We start from the raw sequence: 19,752 nt of genomic DNA, 5'->3' as shown, positions 1-19,752 counted from the left end.
GCCTAGGGGAGCGGGCAGTCGGCTCCCTGACGGGCCCGTGTGTATGTCTCTGACCCGTGAGCGTTCTTTTGGGGGGTTCCCGTCGGTCTTCGGATTTCCGGTTCGGGTCGGTCGGTCAAGGGTGGCCGAAGGCCATCGCGAAGCGACGCGACGACGAAGGAGGAGCGCCCTTGACGGACCGGCCCGAACCGGAGAGACGATGAGACTGACGGGAAACCCCCAAACCCTCACCGATTCCGCCCCACTCGGCTACCGACCCCCCCACCCGCCGCTTCACGTTTTGGTCCCGTCCGACACGGCTTCCGCCCCCCCGGCCCCCGCCCCGCAACTCCGCGTGGCCGGGTGGGATGCGGCCTGCCCCGGCCTCCGGCCGACGGCCCGCCGGGCTCGGCTCGGCTGGTGGGTGTGGCGGGTGGGTGTGGCGGGTGGGCAGCCGCTGGGTGCGGGCGGTGGTGAGGAGGGGCGAAGGCCCCGCCCCGGCGAAGCGGCCCCCACCTCCGCCCCTTGCACCCACCCCCGCCACCGAGGCATGCTTCGCCGGGGCAAAGCGGAGGGATCATCATGCCGGTGGACAAGCGGACCGTGGTGACGGCGGTGCTGTGTGCTGCTGCGGCTCTGGGGGCGTCCGCCGCCGTGGCCGAGCTGGTGCCGCCGCCCGAAGGGGCTGCGCCCGTACGGGCGAAAGCCGCGCCCACCGGGTCGGCGACGGCTCCGTCGCGTTCGCAAGCGGCGAAGCCTCAGCTCTCCGCCTCGCCCGGCGCCACGCTGCCGCCGGCCGTCACCCCCCAGCCCGGCGGGCCCGCGGCCTTCACCGGGGCCCTCTTCACCAACGGCCTGGACAGCGACCACTTCTGCACCGCCACCGTCGTGCACAGCCCCGGCCGGAACCTGATCGTCACCGCCGGGCACTGCCTGCTCGACGGAGATCAGAGCAACGGCACGGCCGTCTTCGCACCCGCGTACGCCAACGGCTTCGCCCCGTACGGCACATGGAAGATCGAGGAAGCCTTCGAGGACGACCGCTGGGCCGAGGGTACGGACGACGACTACGACCTCGCCTTCGCCCGCCTGGCCCCCGACGCCCACGGCCGCACCATCGAGGACGTGACCGGCGCGGCCGTGCTGGACACCAGTGGCCGCGCGGCCGAGGAGGTCACCGTCACCGGGTACCCCGCCGACCGCAAGGTTCCGCGTACGTGCACGGCGGTCACGGTCCGCGAGAGTGCGACCCAGCAGCGTTTCGACTGCGCGGACTTCCCGGGCGGTACGAGCGGGAGCGCGTGGATCGCCCGCGACGGGAAGATCATCGGGATTCTGACGGGCGGTGACACGGATGACGTGTCGACCAGCACCATCCTCGGTGACTACGCCGCCTCGCTGTACGCCAAGGCCACCGGCAAGGCCACTTCCACCGCCACCGCCACCGCCACCGCCACCGCCCAGCGCTGACCGTACCCATGCAGAAGAAGATCGAAGACATGGCCCACCGCCTGGCCGCCGAGGTGCCCGGCGTCGTCGCCGTGCTGCTCGGCGGCAGCCGGGCGCGCGGGGAGCACCGGCCCGACTCCGACTGGGATCTCGGCGTCTACTACCGCGGCGCGCTATATCGCCGCGCTCCGCGCGCTCGCCGGCCCCGGGGTGGAGGTGGCCGGACCGGGCGGCTGGGGGCCGTGGGTCAACGGTGGCGCGTGGCTGACGGTCGACGGGGTTGCGGTGGACTGGATCCTGCGGGACGCGGACCGGGTCGGCCGGGTGTGGGAGGACTGCCGCGAGGGCCGGTACGAGGTGGGCGTGCAGGCGGGGCATCCGCTCGGGTTCTGGTCGCCCTGCTACGCCGGTGAGGTGGCGCTCGGCCGGGTACTCGCCGACCCCAGTGGCGAGCTCACGGAACTCCGCCGGCAGACCGGGCGCTACCCGGAACCGCTGCGCGCGGCGTTGACGGCGGCCGCGTGGGAGGCGGAGTTCCTTGTCGAAGCCGCCGCGAAGGGCGCCCGCCGCGCGGACACGCTGCACGTCTCGCTCTGCCTGTCCCGGGCGGTCGGCGTGCTGGTGCAGGCGCTGTACGCCGAGGACCGGCGCTGGTGCCTCAACGAGAAGGGCGCGCTGGCTGTTGCCGAAACGCTGCCGGGCGCGCCGCCCGGCTTCGGCCGGCGGGTCCGCGCCCTGCTGGGGGCGCCCGGCGCGACGGCGGAGCGGCTGGTGGCGACGGTGGCCGAGGCGCGGCTCCTGGTCGCGGAGAGCGTCGCCGCGCTGCGGGCCCGCACCACCGGCTGAGCCGCCCGCCCCGAGCCACCGTTACGCCAGCAGCCCCAAGTGCATCGGTTCCGTCGGGGCGTTCGCCAGGAGGTCCGGCAGGCGCGGCGGCCACAGGGGTTCGCCGAGGGTGGCCAGGCGCTGCTGGGAGAGCCACTGCCAGTGGATGCCGGGCGCCTCGAGCACCGGTTCCCGCCGGGGGCCGGTGGTGAGGTAGATGTGTTCGTGCTGGCGGACCGGGATCCCCTGGTGCGTGAAGTCGTGCTCCCAGGTGCACAGCAGCCGCCCGGGCTCGAGGTCGGTCCACCCGGTTTCCTCGCGCAGCTCGCGCCGTACGCACTCCTCGGGGCTTTCGCCGGGGTCTATGCCGCCGCCTGGCGGCAGCCAGTGGATGCCCACCTCCACGTTGTTCTCGCGGAAGAGGAACACCGAACCGGTGGGAGACACGATGACAACGCGCGCTGCGTGACGTGGAGTTCGCATGGTTCAGCGTACGCCCGTGATCGCTTGCGCGGGATGGGCCTGCACCTGGCCTTTTGCCGCCCGCGCGGGCGGCCGGGGCCTGAGCCGGCAGCTGTGAGCGGATCACCCTCGAACCGAGACGGGCGACCAGGCCCTGCCGGGCCACCTCGATCGTGGTTTCGATCGCGCGGGCGCACGGGGCGGAGCTCGTGGCGCGGGCCGATGCGGCGCCCGGCGGCGGGATGACGATCAGCGTCCGCTTCCGGTCGGCGGACCCCCGGCGACCGGGCAGCGGTCGGTAGTTTCGAAGTTCGGCTGATGTACGGTCGGTTCAATGAGCAAGCACGCCCGAGCCCGCTCCAGCCAGCCGCGCACGTCCCGCCGCGTGGTACTCGCCGCCACCCTCGGCCTGCTGACCTTGACGGCCGGCTGGGTGTACGTCGTCGAGGACAAGGCAGGCGGCGCAGCCGCCTCGCAGGCCCGCGCGGACGCCCGTCCGCCGGCCCAGGACCGGGCCGGCCGGGCCGCGCCGCGCGACGCCGGCCGGGCCGGCCTCCAGGGCCTGACCGGCATCAGCGAGCAGACCCGGGCGAAGATCCCGGCCGAATCCCGCCAGCTCATCCTGGTCACCGGCAAGGCCAAGGACTCCTCGGAGTCCACCGCCACGCTCTACACCCGCCCCGAGGCCGGCGCCGACTGGGTGCGGGCCGCGAGCTGGCCGGCCCGCAATGGCGCGAAGGGCTGGTCCACGGAGCGCACGTACGGCGATCTGACCTCCCCGCAGGGCGTCTTCGCGCTGACCGACGCGGGCGGCCTGCTGCCGGCCCCGCCCGGCACCCGGCTCCCGTACGACAAGGACCGCGCCTTCGTCGCGACGGGCCGCGGGGTGAACGGCGAGTCCCTGGCCGGGTCCTTCGACTACGTCGTCGCCATCGACTTCAACCGGAAGCCCGGCACGTCGCCGCTGGATCCCGCCAAGCCGGAGGGCGAGGACAAGGGCGGCAACATCTGGCTCCACGTGGACCACGACGGTCCCTCCCAGGGCTGCGTCGGCATCCCGAAGGAGGCGATGAAGAAGGTCCTGGAGACCCTCGACCCGGCGGCGAAGCCGGTCATCGCGATGGGGCCGGCCGGCTTCTGACCGCCGCCGTGTTGCGGCCCCGGCCGTCAGAGCCTGACGACCCGGATCCGGTTCCCGCACAGCTCGGACAGGTCCTCGGGGTCCGAGGTCAGCAAGGTGACGGGTCCGGGCTGGTCGAGGGCGGTCGCTGCCACGATGGCATCCAACGCGTACTTGTGCCCGTGCAACCCGGCGGCGGCCAACAGCTTGCTCGCCTGCCGTGCGATGGCCTCGCTCGGCGGGATGATGTTCACGCGGGAGACCGCGTAGTCGAAGTGGGCCTGGTTCACCCGGGGGTCACGCGCCTCGACGAGGGTGACCGAGCTGATCACCACCCGGATGTCCTCCCCTTCGGCAGCCGTCAGCCACTCCAGCAGACCGGGGTCTTGGCGCACGAGCCGGGAGAGTCCCTCGCAGTCGAGGACGAGCGCCCCGCTCACGCGGCGTCCGACGAGGCTGCTGTCTCGCCGCGCAAGATCGCTCGTTTCGCCTCGACGGCGGCCGGCTCGGCCGGCCCGTTCACGGACTCGGAGTCCTCGATCAGCTCTCGGAGCCGGTCACGCTCCAGCTGTCGCTGAATGAGCGCTTCGATGTACGCGGACATGCCGCGCTTGCCGGTGCGCGCCTTGAGCGCCGCGATCGTCCCCTCATGGAGTGAGACGGACACGGGTCGGGTCGGGCCCTCGCCAGGTGGGAGCTGGTCGGTCATGAAGCCATTGTAACAAAACTTATGTTATTCGACCGGCGTCCCCCTTGCTGCCCCCACGTACACCCTGTCCTTGCATGACCCCTTGCCTGACGGTCCGTCAGCTACGACGATGGCCCGGCACCGATATGACGAATCGGCAGTCGAAGTCAGCGAAGGCGAGGCGGGCCCGGCATGGCGCGCGTGTTTCCGGAAGGTCGGCTGGTCTACGGGATGCAGCTCCCGGTCCAGTCGCAGAGCTCCCTCTACGCCGAGCCCTGGGAGGCGTCGGCCACGGCCGCCGACCTCGCCGAGGTCGCGCGGGCCGCCGACAGGGCCGGCTTCGGGTACGTGGCCACCTGCGACCACGTGGCCATCCCGCGGCGGCTCGCCGGCCCCATGGGCACCATCTGGTACGACCCCGTGGCCACCCTCTCCTTCCTCGCCGGCATCACCGAGAACGTCCGGCTCCTCAGCCACGTCGCCATTCTCGGCCTGCGCCACCCGCTGATCAGCGCCAAGCAGTACGCCACCCTCGACCACCTCTCGGGCGGCCGGCTGATCCTCGGCGTCGGCGCCGGGCACGTGCAGGAGGAGTTCGAGGTCCTCGGTGTGGACTTCGCGCGCCGCGGCGCCGTCCTCGACGAGACCCTCGACGCGCTGCGGGCCGCCCTGGGCCCCGAGGAGTACCCGGAGTTCCAGGGCGAGCTGTTCTCCTTCAAGGACCTCGGCCAGCTGCCCCGGCCCGCGCAGGAACGGATCCCCGTCTGGGTCGGCGGCTCCTCGCCCGCCGCAGTGCGCCGCGCCGCCGTCCGCGGTGACGGCTGGCTGCCGCAGGGCGACCCGCGCGGTGCGCTCCCGGCGCAGATCGCCCGTATCAAGGAGCTCAGGGAGGCGGCCGGGATCGAGGGCCCCATCGAGTTCGGGGCGATCACCGAGCCGCTCTACGTCGGCCGGCCCGGCTGGGACACCGGCCGCCGGACCCTCACCGGCGCGGCGGAGGCGCTCGCCGGGTCCCTGCGGGAGTACAAGGCGCTCGGCGTGGACCAGATCCAGGTCCGCTTCCGCAATCGCGACCGCGCCGAACTCGTCGACCAGATCACCGCTTTCGGGGCCGAGGTGGCCCCCCTCCTCAACGACTAGTCCCTTAACGACCAGTCCCTCAACGACTGGTTACTCGACAACCGGGAGACATCGGCATGGGCAAGCTGGACGGGCGCGTGGTGGTCATCACCGGCGCCGCACGCGGTCAGGGCGAGCAGGAGGCCCGCCTCTTCGCCGCCGAGGGCGCCAAGGTGCTCCTCGGGGACGTGCTGGACGAGCAGGGCGCCGCCGTGGCCAAGGACATAGGCGAGGACCGGTGCCGGTACGTACGGATGGACGTGAGCCGGGAGGAGGACTGGGCGGGGGCCATAGCCGCCGCCAAGGAGGCCTTCGGCAAGATCGACGGCCTGGTCAACAACGCGGGCATCCTGCGCTTCAACGAACTCACCGCGACCCCGCTGGAGGAGTTCCAGCAGGTGGTCCAGGTCAACCAGGTGGGCGCCTTCCTCGGCATCAAGTCCGTCGCCCCCGAGATCGAGGCGGCCGGCGGCGGCACCATCGTCAACACCTCCTCCTACACCGGCCTGACCGGCATGGCCTACGTCGGGACGTACGCGGCGACCAAGGCGGCGATCCTCGGCCTGACCCGGGTGGCGGCCCTGGAGCTGGCCGCCAAGAACATCCGGGTCAACGCGATGTGCCCGGGCGCCGTGGACACCCCGATGGCCAATCCCGGCCTGCTGGATCCGGCGAACATGACCGACGAGGCCCGGGACGCGATGGCCGAGCTGTACAAGCGGGTCGTGCCGATGGGGCGGGTCGGCCAACCGGAGGAGATCGCCCAGCTGGCCCTCTTCCTGACCGGCCAGGACTCCTCCTACATCACCGGCCAGCCGTTCGTCATCGACGGGGGCTGGATGGCAGGCGTCAGCATTCTCTGATCCCGTACCTGATGGGGCGTCAGGTATTGACGCTCGCGCCCCCGCGATGGAACAGTCGAGACATCGAATCTGACGCAACGTCAGAAATCAAAGGACGGTGAACCCCCTTGGAATTCGGGCTCTTTGTGCAGGGATACGTGCCTGAGGCGCGGTCCAAGGTCGACCCCGAGGCAGAGCACAAGGCGCTGATCGAGGAGACCGAGTACGTCATCCAGGCCGACCGGTCGGGCTTCAAGTACGCCTGGGCCTCGGAGCACCACTTCCTGGAGGAGTACTCGCACCTGTCGGCGAACGAGGTGTTCCTCGGGTACCTCGCGCATGCCACCGAGCGCATCCACCTCGGCTCCGGCATCTTCAACCCGCTCGCCCCGGTGAACCACCCGGTCAAGGTGGCCGAGAAGGTTGCCATGCTCGACCACCTCTCCAAGGGCCGCTTCGAATTCGGCACCGGCCGCGGCGCGGGCAGCCACGAGATCCTCGGATTCCTTCCCGGCATCACCGACATGAACCACACCAAGGAGATCTGGGAGGAGACCATCGCGGAGTTCCCCAAGATGTTCCTCCAGGAGGAATACGAGGGGTTCCAGGGCAAGCACTGGTCGCTGCCCCCGCGCAAGATCTTCCCCAAGCCGTACGGGAAGGCGCACCCGGCCATGTGGTACGCCGCCGGCTCCCCCTCCTCGTACGCGATGGCGGCCAAGAAGGGCCTCGGCGTCCTCGGCTTCAGCGTCCAGAAGGTCTCGGACATGGAGTGGGTGCTGGAGCAGTACAAGACGGCGATTCAGGACGCGAAGGCCATCGGCGCCTTCGTCAACGACAACGTCATGGTGACCTCGACCGCGATCTGCGCCGAGACGCACGACAAGGCGGTGGAGATCGCGGTCAACGCGAACATGAACCGCTTCCAGTCGCTGGTCTTCCGCTACCACGACACCTTCCCGCGGCCCGAGGCGATCCCGGAGTGGCCGGAGACCCTGCCGGAGTACAACGCGGAGATCATCGAACTCCTCATCGCGGAGGAACTGCTGATCTGCGGCGACCCGTCGGAGGTCCGCGCCCAGTGCAAGCGGTGGGAGCAGGCCGGCGCCGACCAGCTCTCCTTCGGTCTGCCGACCGGGGTCTCGAAGGAGGACACGCTCACCACGATCAAGCTGATCGGGGAGCACGTGATCCCGCACATCGACACCGATCCGGTCCACCGGACCACGCGCTTCCGCCAGGCCGTCTGACTCCCCCAGCTACCGCTGGGAGGGGCCCCCAGGCGGGGGAACGGGGGCGGCGTCTTCCCGGACCGCCGCCCCGCCCGGCCCCGGCCGGGGGCCACCGCGGGGCCGCGGCCCGCCCCGCCGACCCCCGCCCGGGTCCGGGGGCTCCACCCCGTCCATGTCGGGACCATCGCCAGGCGCGCCGCCGCTGCCGGGGACCAGCCCCCGGACCCCCGCGCCTCAAACGCCGGCGGGGCTGGTTTTGCCTCCGGCGGCGCTTCAAACGCCGCCGAGGCTGAATCTGCCCCCGTCGGCGCTGCAAACGCCAGAGGGGCTGGGTTGCCCGCAGGACGCAGGGTTGCGTGGCGTGGACTAGCTGGCTTACGGCGGCCAACTCCAGCCTCGCCGGCGTTTGAGGCGCGGGGTCCGGGGCGGAGCCCCAGCAGCGGCGCCGCACTTGCCCAGCCGGGCGGCGGGCAGCAGCCACATCCGGCCCCGCCGGCGTTTGAGGCGGAGCCCCGGCTGCACAGGGGGGCCGCACACGTACCGCAAACGGAGAAGGGACGTCATGCTCGACCACCTGATCAAGGGCGCGACCGTCGTGGACGGCACCGGCGCCCCCGCCCGCGTCGCAGACGTCGGCATTCGCGACGGGCGCATCGCCCTCATCGCCGAGCCGGGAACGGTCACGCAAGAGGCCAGGACCAGCGAGGACGCCACCGGCCTGGTCCTCACCCCCGGCTTCATCGATCCCCACACGCACTACGACGCCCAGCTCTTCTGGGACCCGTACGCCACCCCCTCCATGAACCACGGCGTCACCACCGTCGCCGGCGGCAACTGCGGTTTCACCCTGGCCCCGCTCAACCCCGCCCGCCCCGAAGACGCCGACTACACGCGCCGCATGATGAGCAAGGTCGAGGGCATGGCCCTCAAGGCCCTGGAGGAGGGCGTCGACTGGACCTGGTCCACCTTCGGGGAGTACCTCGACGCCCTGGAAGGCCGGATCGCCGTCAACGCCGGCTTCATGGTCGGCCACTGCGCCCTGCGCCGCCATGTGATGGGCGAGGCGGCCGTCGGCGGGCAGCCCACCCCCGAGCAGATGGAGGAGATGCTGGCCCTCTTCCACGACGCCATGAACGCCGGCGCCTGGGGCCTGTCCACCACCCAGTCGTCCACCCACTCCGACGGCTCGGGCGCCCCCGTCGCCTCCCGGCACGCCAAGCCGGCCGAACTCCTCGCCCTCTCCAAGGCCGTCGCCGAACACGAGGGCACCCAGCTCGAAGCGATCGTCGCGGGCTGCCTCGACCAGTTCTCCGACGAGGAGATCGACCTCTTCGTCGACATGAGCGCCGCCGCCGGGCGCCCCCTCAACTGGAACGTCCTCACCATCGACGCCTCCGTCCCGGAGCGCGTCCCGCGCCAGCTGGTCCCGAGCGAGCGCGCCCGCAAGGCCGGCGGCCGGATCGTCGCCCTCACCATGCCGATCCTCACCCCCATGAACATGTCGCTCGGCACCTTCTGCGCGCTCAACCTCATCCCCGGCTGGGGCGAGATCCTCGGCCTGCCCGTCCCCGAGCGGATCGAGAGGCTCCGCGACGCGGACGTACGGGCCGAGATGCTGCGCCGCGCCGACAGCAAGGAGGCCGGGGTCTTCCGGCGCCTGGCCAACTTCGGGCGCTACGTCATCGGCGACACGTACAGCAAGGAGAACGAGGGCCTCTCCGGCCGGGTCGTGAACGACATCGCGGCCGAGCGCGGCCAGGACCCCTTCCACTGCCTGGTGGAGATCTGCGCCAACGACGACCTGCGTACGGTGCTGTGGCCCATGCCCACCGACAACGACCCGGCGAGCTGGGCCCTGCGCGCCGAGACCTGGCAGCACGAGGACGTGATGCTCGGCGGCTCCGACGCCGGCGCGCACCTGGACCGGATGTGCGGGGCCCCGTACACGACCCGCTTCCTCGGCGACTGCCTGCGCGGCCGCAAGCTGCTCCCGCTGGAGCAGGCGGTACGGATGCTCACGGACGACCCGGCCCAGCTGTTCGGGCTGCGCGAGCGCGGGCGGATCGCGGAGGGCTTCCACGCGGACCTGGTGCTCTTCGACCCGGAACGCATCGAGGCCGCCCCGGCGACGCTGGTCCACGACCTGCCCGGCGACAGCCCGCGGCTGGACGCGCGGGCCATCGGGATCGTGTCCGTACGGGTCAACGGCGTGGAGACCATCCGCGACGACGAGGTGACGGGCGCGATACCGGGCATCGTGCTCCGGTCCGGCCGGGACACGAGGACGGTGAGCACCCGGTGACGGACGCGCAGAAGCTGTACATCGGCGGCGAGTGGGCCGAGCCGGACGGCGGCCACTACGAGGTGGTCAACCCGGCGGACGAATCCGTCGTCGGACTCGCGCCCGAGGCCTCGCGCGCCCAGGTCGAGGAGGCGGCGCGCGCCGCGGCCGGGGCCTTCGAGGCCTGGTCCCGTACGAGGCCGGAGGAGCGGGCGGCGATCCTCGACCGGGCCGCGGACATCATGCAGCGGGAGTTCGAGCCGTGGGCGGCCCTCGCCCGGGCCGAGACCGGCGCGCCGAGCGGGATCGCGCGCGGCATGCAGGTCGGGGTCGGGGTCGCCCGCTTCCGGCGGTACGCGAAGGGCGCCCTGGAGCCGGTGGAGCGGGGTCTTCCGCCGCAGGTGACGGAGGCCGGCCCGATGGGGAAGGCCGGCATTCTGGGGGCGCTGGAGGTGCGCCAGCCGGTCGGCGTGGTCACCTGCATCACCTCGTACAACAACCCGTGGGCGAATCCGGCGGGCAAGGTGGCCCCGGCCCTGGCGATGGGCAACACGGTGGTGGTCAAGCCGGCCCCGCAGGATCCGCTGTCGGTGTTCAAGATGGCCGAGGCCCTCGCGGAGGCCGGGGTCCCGGCGGGCGTGGTGAACGTGGTGTCGGGCCGGGCGGTGGAGGTGGGCGAGGCCGCCGTGGACTCCCCGTACGTGGACATGGTGTCCTTCACCGGCTCCACGGGCGTCGGCCAGCGCATCGCGGAGGTCTGCGGCCGCACGATGAAGCGGCAGCTGATGGAGCTGGGCGGCAAGGGCGCGGCGGTCGTCATGGACGACGCGGACCTGGACGCGGCGGTGATGGGCATCGGGACGACCTTCTCCTTCTACTCCGGGCAGATCTGCACGGCCCCGACCCGGGTGATCGCCCACCGGGCGGTCTACGACCGGCTGATCGAGAAGCTCACCGGCTACCTGGCCTTCATGAAGGTCGGCGACCCGGGGGCGCCGGGCACGGTGGTGGGGCCGGTGATCTCGGCGGCGCACCGCGACCGCGTGGAGTCGTACGTCGAGCTGGGCCGGAAGGAAGGGGCGCGGATCGCGTACGGCGGGGAGCGCCCGGTGGTGGGGGAGGGCCGCGGCTTCTACGTGGCGCCCACCCTGCTCGTGGACTGCACGAACGACATGCGCGTGGTCCGGGAGGAGATCTTCGGCCCGGTGGTCGTGGTGGTCCCCTTCGACGGGGACGGGGAAAGGGGAGAGGACGAGGCGGTCAGGCTGGCCAACGACAGCGATTTCGGCCTGCTGAGCTACGTGTGGTCCGGGGACTCGGCGCGCGCGTTCCGCGTTGCGCGCCGGCTGCGGGCGGGCGGGGTGGGCGTGAACACCATCGGCCGGAACATGGAGGCGCCGTTCGGCGGCTTCAAGCGGTCGGGCGTGGGCCGCGACGTGGGCTCGTACGCCCTGCACGCGTACAGCGAGACGCAGTCGATCGTCTGGACGGGCTGAGCCGACCGGGGCGAGGGATGCCCCCGCCCCTGGTCACCGCCCCTGGTCACCGTCCCGGTCACCGCCCCGGGCCTAGTCCTTGTAGTAGTCGGTGAGGACGCAGCCCTTCACCAGGGCGGGTTCCTTCCGGTAGCCGCTCGGCGGGTTGAACTCCGGGTGGCAGTTCAGCATCAGCAGTCCGGCCTGCGGTGTCAGCAGGGAGCTCATGGCGTCCGAGCTCTCGGATCCCATGGCGAAGTCCTGACCGATGACGATGCCGCTGTTGGGGTTCCCGCTGCCCTTTTTCGCATCGACGTCGGCTTTGAAGGCAGCCTGGAAGACCTTCGGGTCCTTGATCATGACGATGGTGGTGACGTTCCGCCTGCCGCAGTATCCGACCTCGGTGACGGAGTGGGACGTGCCGAACTCGGCGCTGCCCGGGCCTTCGCTCGGTCCGCCGTTCTCGCGCGTCGTGCTGATCGGGTCGCACCTGGTGAATCCGTTGACGAAGCGGGCGGCCGCGGCCATGGTGCCCGCCTTCGGCAGCTTCTGGAACGCGGTGCCGTCCTTGGGGGCGTTCCCGCTGACCCCGCCGTTCTTGGTGGGGTTGTCCAGGGTGCCCTCGTTGGGGCCGCCGTCACCCGTGCCGGCCCCGCCGGCGACGGAATCCCCGCCGACGCCGCCGATCGCCGGGTTCTCGCCCCCTCCGCAGGCGGTGAGCGGGAGGAGAGCCGTGACGGCGAAGACAGCGATGAGCATCGACTTGGTACGCACGGCTGGGACTCTAGGTCGATGATCATGTGCACGGCAAGCCGGGGAGCCGGGAGTGGTGGCGGTCACACGGGAAAGTTGAAAGAGGTATAAAACCGGCAAGGCTGCGGTTTCCGCATAACGGAACCCGTTGTCCGGCCCCTGTTGAATCGGTGCTGCATATGGTCCTGCGCCTTTTATTGCGTGCCGGTGAACCGCCTTGATCTCAAGATTCGAAGGTGCTTCGCCGCCCTTCGATCCGGACTAAATCCCTCCGTATGTGGAAAACGCACCGTCTAACGTCCTGACTCATGACTCAGCTGGACGTTCGGCCTCAGGTCGGAGACACGGTAAGCGGCGTCGCCGAGGGCGACGTTCGCGGCAAGGGACTCGGCAAGGGGTCCGTCGGACTGGTGGGCAGTGCCGTCATCGGTGTCTCGACCGTCGCCCCCGTCTACTGCCTGACCTCGACCCTCGGCTCCACCGCCGGTGAGGTCGGCATACAGATGCCGACGGTGTTCCTGGCCGGCTTCCTCCCGATGCTCCTGGTGGCCTTCGCCTACCGCGAGCTCAACAAGGCCATGCCGGACTGCGGCACCTCCTTCACCTGGACCGTCAAGGCCTTCGGCCCGCGGATCGGCTGGATGTGCGGCTGGGGCCTGGTGATCGCCACGATCATCGTGCTCTCCAACCTCGCCGGCGTCGCCACCTCCTACTTCTGGCTGCTGGCAGGCGAGATCACGGGCAACGCATCGATCGCCGCCCTCGACGACAACAAGCTCGTCCACATCACCACCTGCCTCACCCTGATCGCCATCGCCACGGCCATCAGCTACCGCGGCATGACGGCCACCAAGGGCGTCCAGTACGCGCTCGTCGGCCTCCAGCTCGCCGTGCTCGCCATCTTCGTGGCCATGGCCTTCCAGAAGGCCTCCGCCGGCACCTTCGACACCGGCCTGGACTTCTCCTGGTCCTGGATGAACCCCTTCGCGGTCGAGTCCATGGCAGCCTTCACCGCCGGACTCTCGCTCTCGATCTTCATGTACTGGGGCTGGGACGCCTGCCTGGCCACCAACGAGGAGACCACCGGCTCCGCCAAGACCCCCGGCCGCGCCTCGCTCATCGCGATGGTCGTCCTGGTCGGCTCCTACCTGGCCACCGGCATCGCCGCCCAGATGGCCGTCGGCGCGGGCGGCGAAGGCCTCGGCCTGGCCAACGAGGAGACCTCCGGCAACGTCTTCGCGGCCCTCGCCGGCCCGGTGATGGGCCCGATGCTCGGCATCCTGCTCTTCGTCGCCGTCCTGGCCTCCGCCGCCGCCTCCCTGCAGACCACCTTCATCCCGGTGGCCCGTACGGTCCTGGCCATGTCGACGTACGAGGCCCTGCCGGCCTCCTACGCCAAGGTCCACCCGAAGTTCAAGACCCCGGGCCGCGCCACGGTCATGGCGGGACTCGCCACCGGCGCCTTCTACACGGTGATGACCCTGGTCAGCGAGAACGTCCTGACCGACACGATCTTCGCCCTCGGCCTGATGATCTGCTTCTACTACTCACTGACGGCCTTCGCCTGCGCCTGGTACTTCCGCAAGGAACTGGGCCGCTCCGCCCGCGACCTCTTCTTCAAGGGCGTCTTCCCGATCCTGGGCGGCGTGCTGCTGGCGGCGGTCTTCTTCAAGACCCTGTACGACGCCTGGGACCCGTCCTACGGCTCCGGCTCCCACATCCCCGGCCTCGCCGTCGGCAACGTCTTCGTCATCGGCGTCGGCCTGCTGGCCCTGGGCCTGGTGATCATGTTCGTCACCGAGCGCCGCAGCCCCGCCTTCTTCCGCGGCGAGGTCCTCACCACGTCCACCCCGGCCCTGGTCGTCGAGGACTGACACCCGGGGGCGCCCCGCGCCCCCACCATCAGCCGAGTCATAGCCCACGGCCCCGGATCGATCCGGGGCCGCGCGCGTTCAACCGAGTACGTACTGCTCGTCCCCGAACTCGGCCACGATCTTCAGCTTCCCGCCGAGGGCGCGCACGTAGGCGGCGAGGGTCTCGACCTCGCTACGCTCCAGTTCGCCGTTTTCGATGCGTGAGACACGGGCTTGGGTGACCCCCATGGCCTCGGCGACCTGCACCTGCGTGGTGTGCTGCCGCTTGCGGACCTCCGCCAGGCGGTGGGCGCGGACGACGGAGACCATCTCCGCGGCGCCGCGGTCGATCTCGGCCCGCTCAGCGGGAGAGAAGGCGAATTCCTCGACGAGGTCGTCCCAGTGGGCAGCCTGGACGGGGCGCTCGGACTTCTGGCTCATGGTGTGTCCTCCTCCGGTTGCGTCAGGTAATCCTCGTATGCCTGCTCGGCCCGGGGGATCGCGGAGCGGTACCACCCCTGCCAATCGCCCGCCTTGTCCCCGCCGACGAGGAACACCGCGCGCCGCAGCGGGTCGAAGACGAACAGCAGCCGCACTTCGCTGGCGCCGACCGACCCAGGGCGAAGCTCCTTGAGGTTGGCCAGCCGGGACCCCTTGACCGTGTCCACGAGGGGGCGGCCCATGGCCGGTCCTTCTTGCCGCAGAGCGGTGATGGCCTTGCTGATCTGGATCAGCGTAGCTCGGTCGTCTTGGCGCAGAGCGTGCAGCCAGGAAAGAGCAGGCTCCACGACGATCACTTCCCAGTCCACGGACCTTCCCTTCCCAGTATGACGGGTGCGGCATATTACGCAAGCGTCATATGGGTGGGCTGTGGATCTGCGGACGTCTCACTCCAAAGGGGACTGGGGCGGTGACCCGGGAGTGGTGGGGTCGTTGGGACGGGCATGACTGCCATGAAGCGGACCCTTGCCGGCCTGATCCTGTCCGGGGGCGCAGCCCTCGCCCTCACCCCCGTCGCCGCGCACGCCGACGAATCGGCCCCTCAGGGGCCGCCGATCACCCAGCGGCTCGAGGAGATCGTCGACCACCCCGGGCATGCCGTCCAGGACACGAAGACGGCGGTCGGGGTGACCGCCGCGGCGGCCGGCTCCGCCACGAAGGGCACCGGCACGGCCCTGTCCGGGCTGCCGAAGCCCCCGAAGGTCAAGTAAGCCGGGCTATCCGGCGGCGGCGCTCGTTGAGCAGCGCATGATCCTCTGGTTGCTCAACCACCTCAGCACATTCGTCATCGCCGTCCTCCTCGTCGGCGGCATCACCGCCCTCGCCGTGGCCGGGAGCGTGGCCGCCCGCCGCCGCTTCCCGCACCTGGCCAAGGGGGACCACAACGAGATGGTCGGGGTCGCGCTCGGCATGTTCGGCGCGATCTACGGCATCATCCTCGCCTTCGTCGTCGTCACCCTGTGGACGCAGCTGGAGAACACCCAGAACATCGTCGCCAGCGAGGCCACCGACCTCGCCCTCGTCGTACGCAGCGCCGACGCCTTCCCCGCGGCCGACCGCGCGAAGGTGAACGAGGCGGTCAGCGCGTACACGCACGCCGTCGTCGAGGTGCAGTGGCCCCTGATGCGCGACGGCCGGCCGAGCTACGACGCGACCGCGCCCCAGACGCGCGCCCTCTACCAGGCCCTCCAGGCGTACGAGCCGCAGGGCACCCGCGCCGAGACCTTCTACGCCGAAGCGGTCACCCGGCTCAACGACGTCGCCGCCCAGCGCCGGGCGCGCGTCACGATGGCCGAGACCTCGCTGCCGATCCTGCTCCAGGTGCTGGTGTACGGGGGCGCGCTCGTCATCGTCCCGCTCACCTTCCTGTTCGGGCTGCGCAGCCTGAAGATGCAGCTGCTCTTCGTAGCGGCGGTGTCCGGGCTGATCGGCTTCAGCCTGCTCCTGGTGATGGCGCTGGACCGCCCCTTCGCCGGGGACCTGAGCGTGAGTCCGGCGCCCTACAAGGAGGCGGCCCTGGCGCAGTTCTGGGCGGCCGGGTAGCGAAGACCGCTCAGCCCCAGGTGCGGGAGCAGAGCACGAGCCGGTAGCCGTCGGGGTCCTCGACGGTGACCCCCCACTCGTCCCAGTACGGGTTGTGGGCGGCGACCCGGGTCCCGCCGTGGTCGACGAGGCGCTGGACGAGGCCCTCGTCCGGCGCCTCGCCCAGGTAGACCACGAAGAGGTCGTCGACGGTGGGCGCGGGCGCGATCGGGTTCCCGGCGTCCCGGGTGAGCTCGAAGTGCCAGCCGCCCCCGGCCGGTCCGACCATCAGCAGGTCGTGCTCACCGGGCACACTCTCGGTACTGCGCCACTGGAGCTGGAGCCCGAGCCCGTCGACGTAGAACCGCTCGGCGGCCTTCAGGTCGAGGGAGGGCCGGGCGACACGGATGTGGGTACGTGAGTCGATCATGACCTCAGCGTACGAAGTCAGCGGGCGCCCGTGACCCCGCCGAGGAAACCGGTCCAGGCGCCGGGGCTGACCGCCAGCTCGGGGCCGGCCGTCACCTTGGAGTCCCGGATGTGGATGGTGTCGGCGCAGGCGGCGACCTCGACGCAGTCGTCGCCGTCGCCGCTGCTGTGGGTGGACTTGTGCCAGGGGAGGGCGACCTCCACGCAGCTGTCACCCTGACTGCCGCTGTACGTCGACTTGTGCCAGGAGAGCGCGATCTCGACGCAGCTGTCGCCGTCACCACTGCTGTAGCTGCTCTTGAACCACCGGAGTCGGGAGCTGTTCACAGGGATCCTCGCAATCGCATCAACAGGCCCACGGTATCCGCAGGATTGAGGGCCTGGATGCGAAGTTTGGCATACCGCTGGTGAAGGAGGCTTACGTCTTTCAGGTCGGTCAGCACCCGGCCCGACTGCTGGCCCTCGCTGTACCCCGCCCATTCGTGATCCTCGGTTTCGAGGAGTTGGAAGGAGCCGCCGAGGCCCGCATGCTCGGGGCTGACCAGCGGCATGACCTGCAGATCGACGTTGGGCAGCCGGGCACACTCCAGCAGGTGGTCGATCAGCTCGCGGGTCACCTCGGGGCCGCCGGTCTGCCGGAGGATCACCGCCTCGTCGATGATGAAGCTGAAGACCGTGTACGGAGTCCGGTACAGGAGTCGCTGCCGGTTCAGCCGGGCCGTGATGCGGGCCTCCGCCTCCTCGGCGGTGGGCGGCGGCAGGACGGCCTCGACCAGGGCGCGGGCGTAGGCCTCGGTCTGTAACAGGCCAGGAATCGACCGTGATTCGTAGGTATTGAGGGTGCGGGCCTTCTCCTCCAGCTCCGCCCACCTGCGGAACCACCTCGCCAGCCCCCGCTTCCGGGCCATCTGCTGCGCGGCGATGCGCAGCACGCCGTACGTGTCCAGTGCCACCTCCGCCCGGTCGACGAACCGCGTCGACGGATGGCGTCGGCCCTGCTCGACCGAGCCGACGTACTGCACCGAGTAGCGGATCGCCTCGGCCAGCCGCTCCTGGGTCAGGCGGGCCCGTTTGCGGGAGGCCTTGACCATCTCCCCGAAGTTCCGTAGGTCGTTGTCCGGCTCGACCTCGCCGTCACCGCTCTCGTCGGCATGCGTCATCGCGGTCACCTCCGCAGCCAGGTTCACGGACGGTGACCGCTACTGTCCAGAGAGTGGACTCGTACAGTTGAAAAGTAGTAGGTGACGTGCTGGGAACTCCCCTGGTCGCACGGGACGTTGTGCACCATGACCGCACCCTCCGGCCCCGCCGTGACCTTCGTACGCATGTTCACTCAGCGTTTCTCTGCCACCCACCGCGGGGCCCGGCTCGCCCGGCAGCTGGCCCTCGTGGAACTGCACGAGTGGGGGATCCCCGAGTCCACCGCGCTCTCCGCCGACGCCGGGCTCCTCGTCGCCGAGCTGGCCGCCAACGCCGTCACCCACGGCCGCGTTCCCGGCCGGGACTTCGAACTGCGCATGACCCTGCTGACGGGCCTCCTCCGCATCGAGGTCTCCGATGCCCGCCGCGACCGCCGCCCCGCCCTCCAGCCGCACGCCTACCAGGCCGAAACGGGCTACGGCCTCCGTATCGTCGACGCCGTGGCCACCGACTGGGGCGTGCTCGACCGCCTGATCGGCAAGACTGTCTGGGCCGAGATCACGCCGGCGGGCGGCGTCCGGTAGAGGAACGAAGGGGAGGTTCGCCATGGCGCGGCAGCAGCTCGGGCGCTCGTTCGGATGGCTGTGGTCGGCGTTCACCGCCTCCACGGCCGGCACCTGGTTGGGGTTCGGTGCGTTCCCGCTGATCGCGATCCAGGTGCTCCACGTCGGCCCGGCCGCGGTCTCTGCCCTGGCGGCTGCCGGCCTGGCGGTCGGCGCGCTCCTCGCGCTCCCGCTCGGCCCGTGGGTCGAGGCGCAGCGCAAGAAACCGGTCATGATCGCCGCTGACCTGGTGCGGTTCGGGGCCCTGCTGACGATTCCGGTCGCCTACTTCGCCGGCCGGCTGACCTACACGCAGCTGCTGGTCGTCTCGGTGATCGGCTCGGCAGCGAACATCGCGTTCACCGCCGCAGGCGGGGCCTACCTCAAGCAGCTCGTGCGGCCGGACCAGCTGCTGGTGGCCAACGGCCGCTTCGAGTCGACCGCCTGGACCGCCACGGCGGTCGGCCCGACCCTGGGTGGCGCGGCCGTCAGCCTCCTGGGGCCCGTGGTCACCGTGACCGCCAACGCCGTGGGGTTCCTGCTGTCGGCGCTCGGGATCGGCGCGATCCGCCACAAGGAAGCCACACCCGAGCGGGCCGGGGCCGAGAAGTTCCGGGCCGCGGACCTGGTCAGGGGCTGGCGGTTCATCCACGGCGACCGGCAGCTGCGCCCGCTGTTCTGGAACACCGTGGCCGTCAACGCGCTGATCATGGCCACCGAGCCGCTGCTGGCCGTCCTGCTGCTGGATCACCTGGGCTGGGCGGCCTGGCAGTACGGGCTCGCCTTCGGCCTGCCCTGCCTCGGCGGCTTCGTCGGCGCCCGGATCGCCCCGCGCCTCGAAGCCCGCCACGGCCGCCGCCGCGTCCTGCTCACCTCCGGGGCGCTGCGCGCGGTGTGGCCCGTCGGGCTGGTCTTCGTCATGCCCGGCGCCGCCGGCATGGCCCTGGTCATCGCCGTCGAACTGGTCATGATCACCTGCATCGGTGTCTTCAACCCGCTGTTCGCGACCGAACGCCTCCAGCGCGTGCCGACCGAGCGGATCGGGCGGGTCCTGGTGGCCTGGAAGGTGACGGGCACCGCCGCCATCGCCGCACTGACCGCCCTGTGGGGCGCCCTGGCCGCCGCCACCGGCCCGCGCACCGCGATCGGCATCGCCGGCGTGCTGCTCCTGGCCACCCCGTTCCTCCTGCCAGGAGTCCGCTTCAGCGGTCGCGATACACCTCGCGGCGGTGTCCCGCTGCCAGCACCCAGATGATGAGCCGGTCGTCCTCGACGGTGTAGACCACGCGGTAGTCGCCGATGCGGAGGCGCCAGCGCGTGGCGTGACCTTGCAGGGGTTTGATGTCGAACGCTGCCGTGTCCGCCGCGGTGAGGGCCTTCTGCAGTTCGGCGAGCCGGTGCAGGATCCGCACGGCGTCCGGGCAGGGGACCTTGAGCAAGTCGCGTTGTGCGTGTGGAGTGAACCGGGTGACGTACCCCAT

The 19,752-nt window shown here is 71.0% G+C and carries 22 protein-coding genes and 1 pseudogene; 13 read left to right on the top strand and 10 right to left on the bottom strand.

Going from position 1 to position 19,752, the window contains the following annotated elements; genetic code table 11:
- Positions 1-567 precede the first annotated feature (567 nt).
- Complete coding sequence (locus J7E94_RS17800; RefSeq protein ID WP_374224457.1) at positions 568-1,449, top strand: trypsin-like serine protease; 882 nt, start codon at positions 568-570, stop codon at positions 1,447-1,449.
- Between the two features lie 8 nt (positions 1,450-1,457).
- A pseudogene (locus J7E94_RS17795) lies at positions 1,458-2,274 on the top strand (DUF4037 domain-containing protein).
- Positions 2,275-2,295: 21 nt separating this feature from the next.
- On the opposite strand, the gene J7E94_RS17790 reads toward J7E94_RS17795, so the two are convergent.
- Complete coding sequence (locus tag J7E94_RS17790) at positions 2,296-2,736, bottom strand: NUDIX domain-containing protein (protein ID WP_215016471.1); 441 nt, start codon at positions 2,734-2,736, stop codon at positions 2,296-2,298.
- Positions 2,737-3,049: 313 nt separating this feature from the next.
- Here J7E94_RS17790 and J7E94_RS17785 point away from each other — a divergent pair, with 313 nt between their 5' ends.
- On the top strand, positions 3,050-3,856 hold the full coding sequence (locus J7E94_RS17785) for a hypothetical protein (RefSeq protein WP_251056820.1): 807 nt from the start codon (positions 3,050-3,052) through the stop codon (positions 3,854-3,856).
- Between the two features lie 26 nt (positions 3,857-3,882).
- Here the strand turns inward: J7E94_RS17785 and J7E94_RS17780 are convergent, their stop codons facing one another.
- Positions 3,883-4,275 carry a type II toxin-antitoxin system VapC family toxin gene (locus J7E94_RS17780; protein WP_215016468.1) on the bottom strand — a complete coding sequence of 131 codons (393 nt, stop codon included), beginning with the start codon at positions 4,273-4,275 and terminating at the stop codon, positions 3,883-3,885.
- On the bottom strand, positions 4,272-4,544 hold the full coding sequence (locus J7E94_RS17775; RefSeq protein ID WP_215016466.1) for a hypothetical protein: 273 nt from the start codon (positions 4,542-4,544) through the stop codon (positions 4,272-4,274). Before J7E94_RS17775 ends, J7E94_RS17780 begins: the two co-directional genes overlap by 4 nt.
- Positions 4,545-4,715: 171 nt before the next feature.
- On the opposite strand from J7E94_RS17775, the gene J7E94_RS17770 reads away from it, so the two are divergent.
- From J7E94_RS17770 to J7E94_RS17750, 5 genes are all read left to right on the top strand, one after another.
- Complete coding sequence (locus tag J7E94_RS17770; protein ID WP_215016463.1) at positions 4,716-5,663, top strand: TIGR03619 family F420-dependent LLM class oxidoreductase; 948 nt, start codon at positions 4,716-4,718, stop codon at positions 5,661-5,663.
- Between the two features lie 56 nt (positions 5,664-5,719).
- Positions 5,720-6,505 (top strand): SDR family NAD(P)-dependent oxidoreductase, encoded by a 786-nt coding sequence (locus J7E94_RS17765; protein WP_215016461.1) that lies wholly within the window; start codon positions 5,720-5,722, stop codon positions 6,503-6,505.
- A gap of 107 nt (positions 6,506-6,612) precedes the next feature.
- Positions 6,613-7,734, top strand: coding sequence for an LLM class flavin-dependent oxidoreductase (locus J7E94_RS17760; protein ID WP_215016459.1), 1,122 nt, complete (start codon positions 6,613-6,615; stop codon positions 7,732-7,734).
- A gap of 544 nt (positions 7,735-8,278) precedes the next feature.
- Entirely contained in the window at positions 8,279-10,018 is a 1,740-nt protein-coding gene (locus tag J7E94_RS17755; RefSeq protein ID WP_215016457.1) for an amidohydrolase family protein, read from the top strand.
- Entirely contained in the window at positions 10,015-11,493 is a 1,479-nt protein-coding gene (locus J7E94_RS17750) for an aldehyde dehydrogenase family protein (protein ID WP_215016455.1), read from the top strand. Before J7E94_RS17755 ends, J7E94_RS17750 begins: the two co-directional genes overlap by 4 nt.
- Positions 11,494-11,565: 72 nt before the next feature.
- Here the strand turns inward: J7E94_RS17750 and J7E94_RS17745 are convergent, their stop codons facing one another.
- A complete protein-coding gene (locus J7E94_RS17745) occupies positions 11,566-12,246 on the bottom strand; it encodes a hypothetical protein (RefSeq protein ID WP_215016452.1) in 681 nt (226 codons plus the stop codon).
- A gap of 287 nt (positions 12,247-12,533) precedes the next feature.
- Here J7E94_RS17745 and J7E94_RS17740 point away from each other — a divergent pair, with 287 nt between their 5' ends.
- Complete coding sequence (locus J7E94_RS17740) at positions 12,534-14,099, top strand: APC family permease (RefSeq protein ID WP_215016451.1); 1,566 nt, start codon at positions 12,534-12,536, stop codon at positions 14,097-14,099.
- A 78-nt stretch (positions 14,100-14,177) separates the two neighbouring features.
- Here J7E94_RS17740 and J7E94_RS17735 read toward each other — a convergent pair whose 3' ends face one another.
- Positions 14,178-14,519: a helix-turn-helix domain-containing protein gene (locus J7E94_RS17735; protein WP_215016449.1), complete on the bottom strand. Its 342-nt coding sequence runs from the start codon at positions 14,517-14,519 to the stop codon at positions 14,178-14,180.
- Positions 14,516-14,887: a type II toxin-antitoxin system RelE/ParE family toxin gene (locus tag J7E94_RS17730; RefSeq protein WP_215016447.1), complete on the bottom strand. Its 372-nt coding sequence runs from the start codon at positions 14,885-14,887 to the stop codon at positions 14,516-14,518. The genes J7E94_RS17735 and J7E94_RS17730 overlap by 4 nt, the downstream gene beginning before the upstream one ends.
- Positions 14,888-15,022: 135 nt before the next feature.
- Here J7E94_RS17730 and J7E94_RS17725 point away from each other — a divergent pair, with 135 nt between their 5' ends.
- A complete protein-coding gene (locus J7E94_RS17725) occupies positions 15,023-15,289 on the top strand; it encodes a hypothetical protein (RefSeq protein ID WP_215016445.1) in 267 nt (88 codons plus the stop codon).
- Positions 15,290-15,326: 37 nt separating this feature from the next.
- On the top strand, positions 15,327-16,121 hold the full coding sequence (locus J7E94_RS17720) for a DUF4239 domain-containing protein (protein WP_215016443.1): 795 nt from the start codon (positions 15,327-15,329) through the stop codon (positions 16,119-16,121).
- A gap of 10 nt (positions 16,122-16,131) precedes the next feature.
- Here the strand turns inward: J7E94_RS17720 and J7E94_RS17715 are convergent, their stop codons facing one another.
- The 3 genes from J7E94_RS17715 to J7E94_RS17705 are packed head-to-tail and all read right to left on the bottom strand — an operon-like array spanning position 16,132 to position 17,689.
- Complete coding sequence (locus J7E94_RS17715) at positions 16,132-16,530, bottom strand: VOC family protein (protein ID WP_215016441.1); 399 nt, start codon at positions 16,528-16,530, stop codon at positions 16,132-16,134.
- 17 nt (positions 16,531-16,547) lie between these two features.
- Positions 16,548-16,856: a DUF397 domain-containing protein gene (locus tag J7E94_RS17710; RefSeq protein ID WP_215016439.1), complete on the bottom strand. Its 309-nt coding sequence runs from the start codon at positions 16,854-16,856 to the stop codon at positions 16,548-16,550.
- Positions 16,853-17,689 carry a helix-turn-helix transcriptional regulator gene (locus tag J7E94_RS17705; protein ID WP_215016437.1) on the bottom strand — a complete coding sequence of 279 codons (837 nt, stop codon included), beginning with the start codon at positions 17,687-17,689 and terminating at the stop codon, positions 16,853-16,855. Before J7E94_RS17705 ends, J7E94_RS17710 begins: the two co-directional genes overlap by 4 nt.
- Positions 17,690-17,815: 126 nt before the next feature.
- Between J7E94_RS17705 and J7E94_RS17700 the strand changes: the two genes are divergently transcribed.
- On the top strand, positions 17,816-18,253 hold the full coding sequence (locus J7E94_RS17700) for an ATP-binding protein (protein WP_215016435.1): 438 nt from the start codon (positions 17,816-17,818) through the stop codon (positions 18,251-18,253).
- Between the two features lie 22 nt (positions 18,254-18,275).
- Positions 18,276-19,526 carry an MFS transporter gene (locus J7E94_RS17695; RefSeq protein ID WP_215016433.1) on the top strand — a complete coding sequence of 417 codons (1,251 nt, stop codon included), beginning with the start codon at positions 18,276-18,278 and terminating at the stop codon, positions 19,524-19,526.
- Here the strand turns inward: J7E94_RS17695 and J7E94_RS17690 are convergent.
- Positions 19,474-19,752: a type II toxin-antitoxin system RelE/ParE family toxin gene (locus J7E94_RS17690; protein WP_215016431.1), complete on the bottom strand. Its 279-nt coding sequence runs from the start codon at positions 19,750-19,752 to the stop codon at positions 19,474-19,476. The genes J7E94_RS17695 and J7E94_RS17690 overlap by 53 nt on opposite strands.

Origin of the sequence: Streptomyces sp. ISL-94 (genome assembly GCF_018614075.1) — a bacterium.
GTDB lineage: Bacteria > Actinomycetota > Actinomycetes > Streptomycetales > Streptomycetaceae > Streptomyces.
This window is presented reverse-complemented; position numbering and strand designations above follow the sequence as displayed.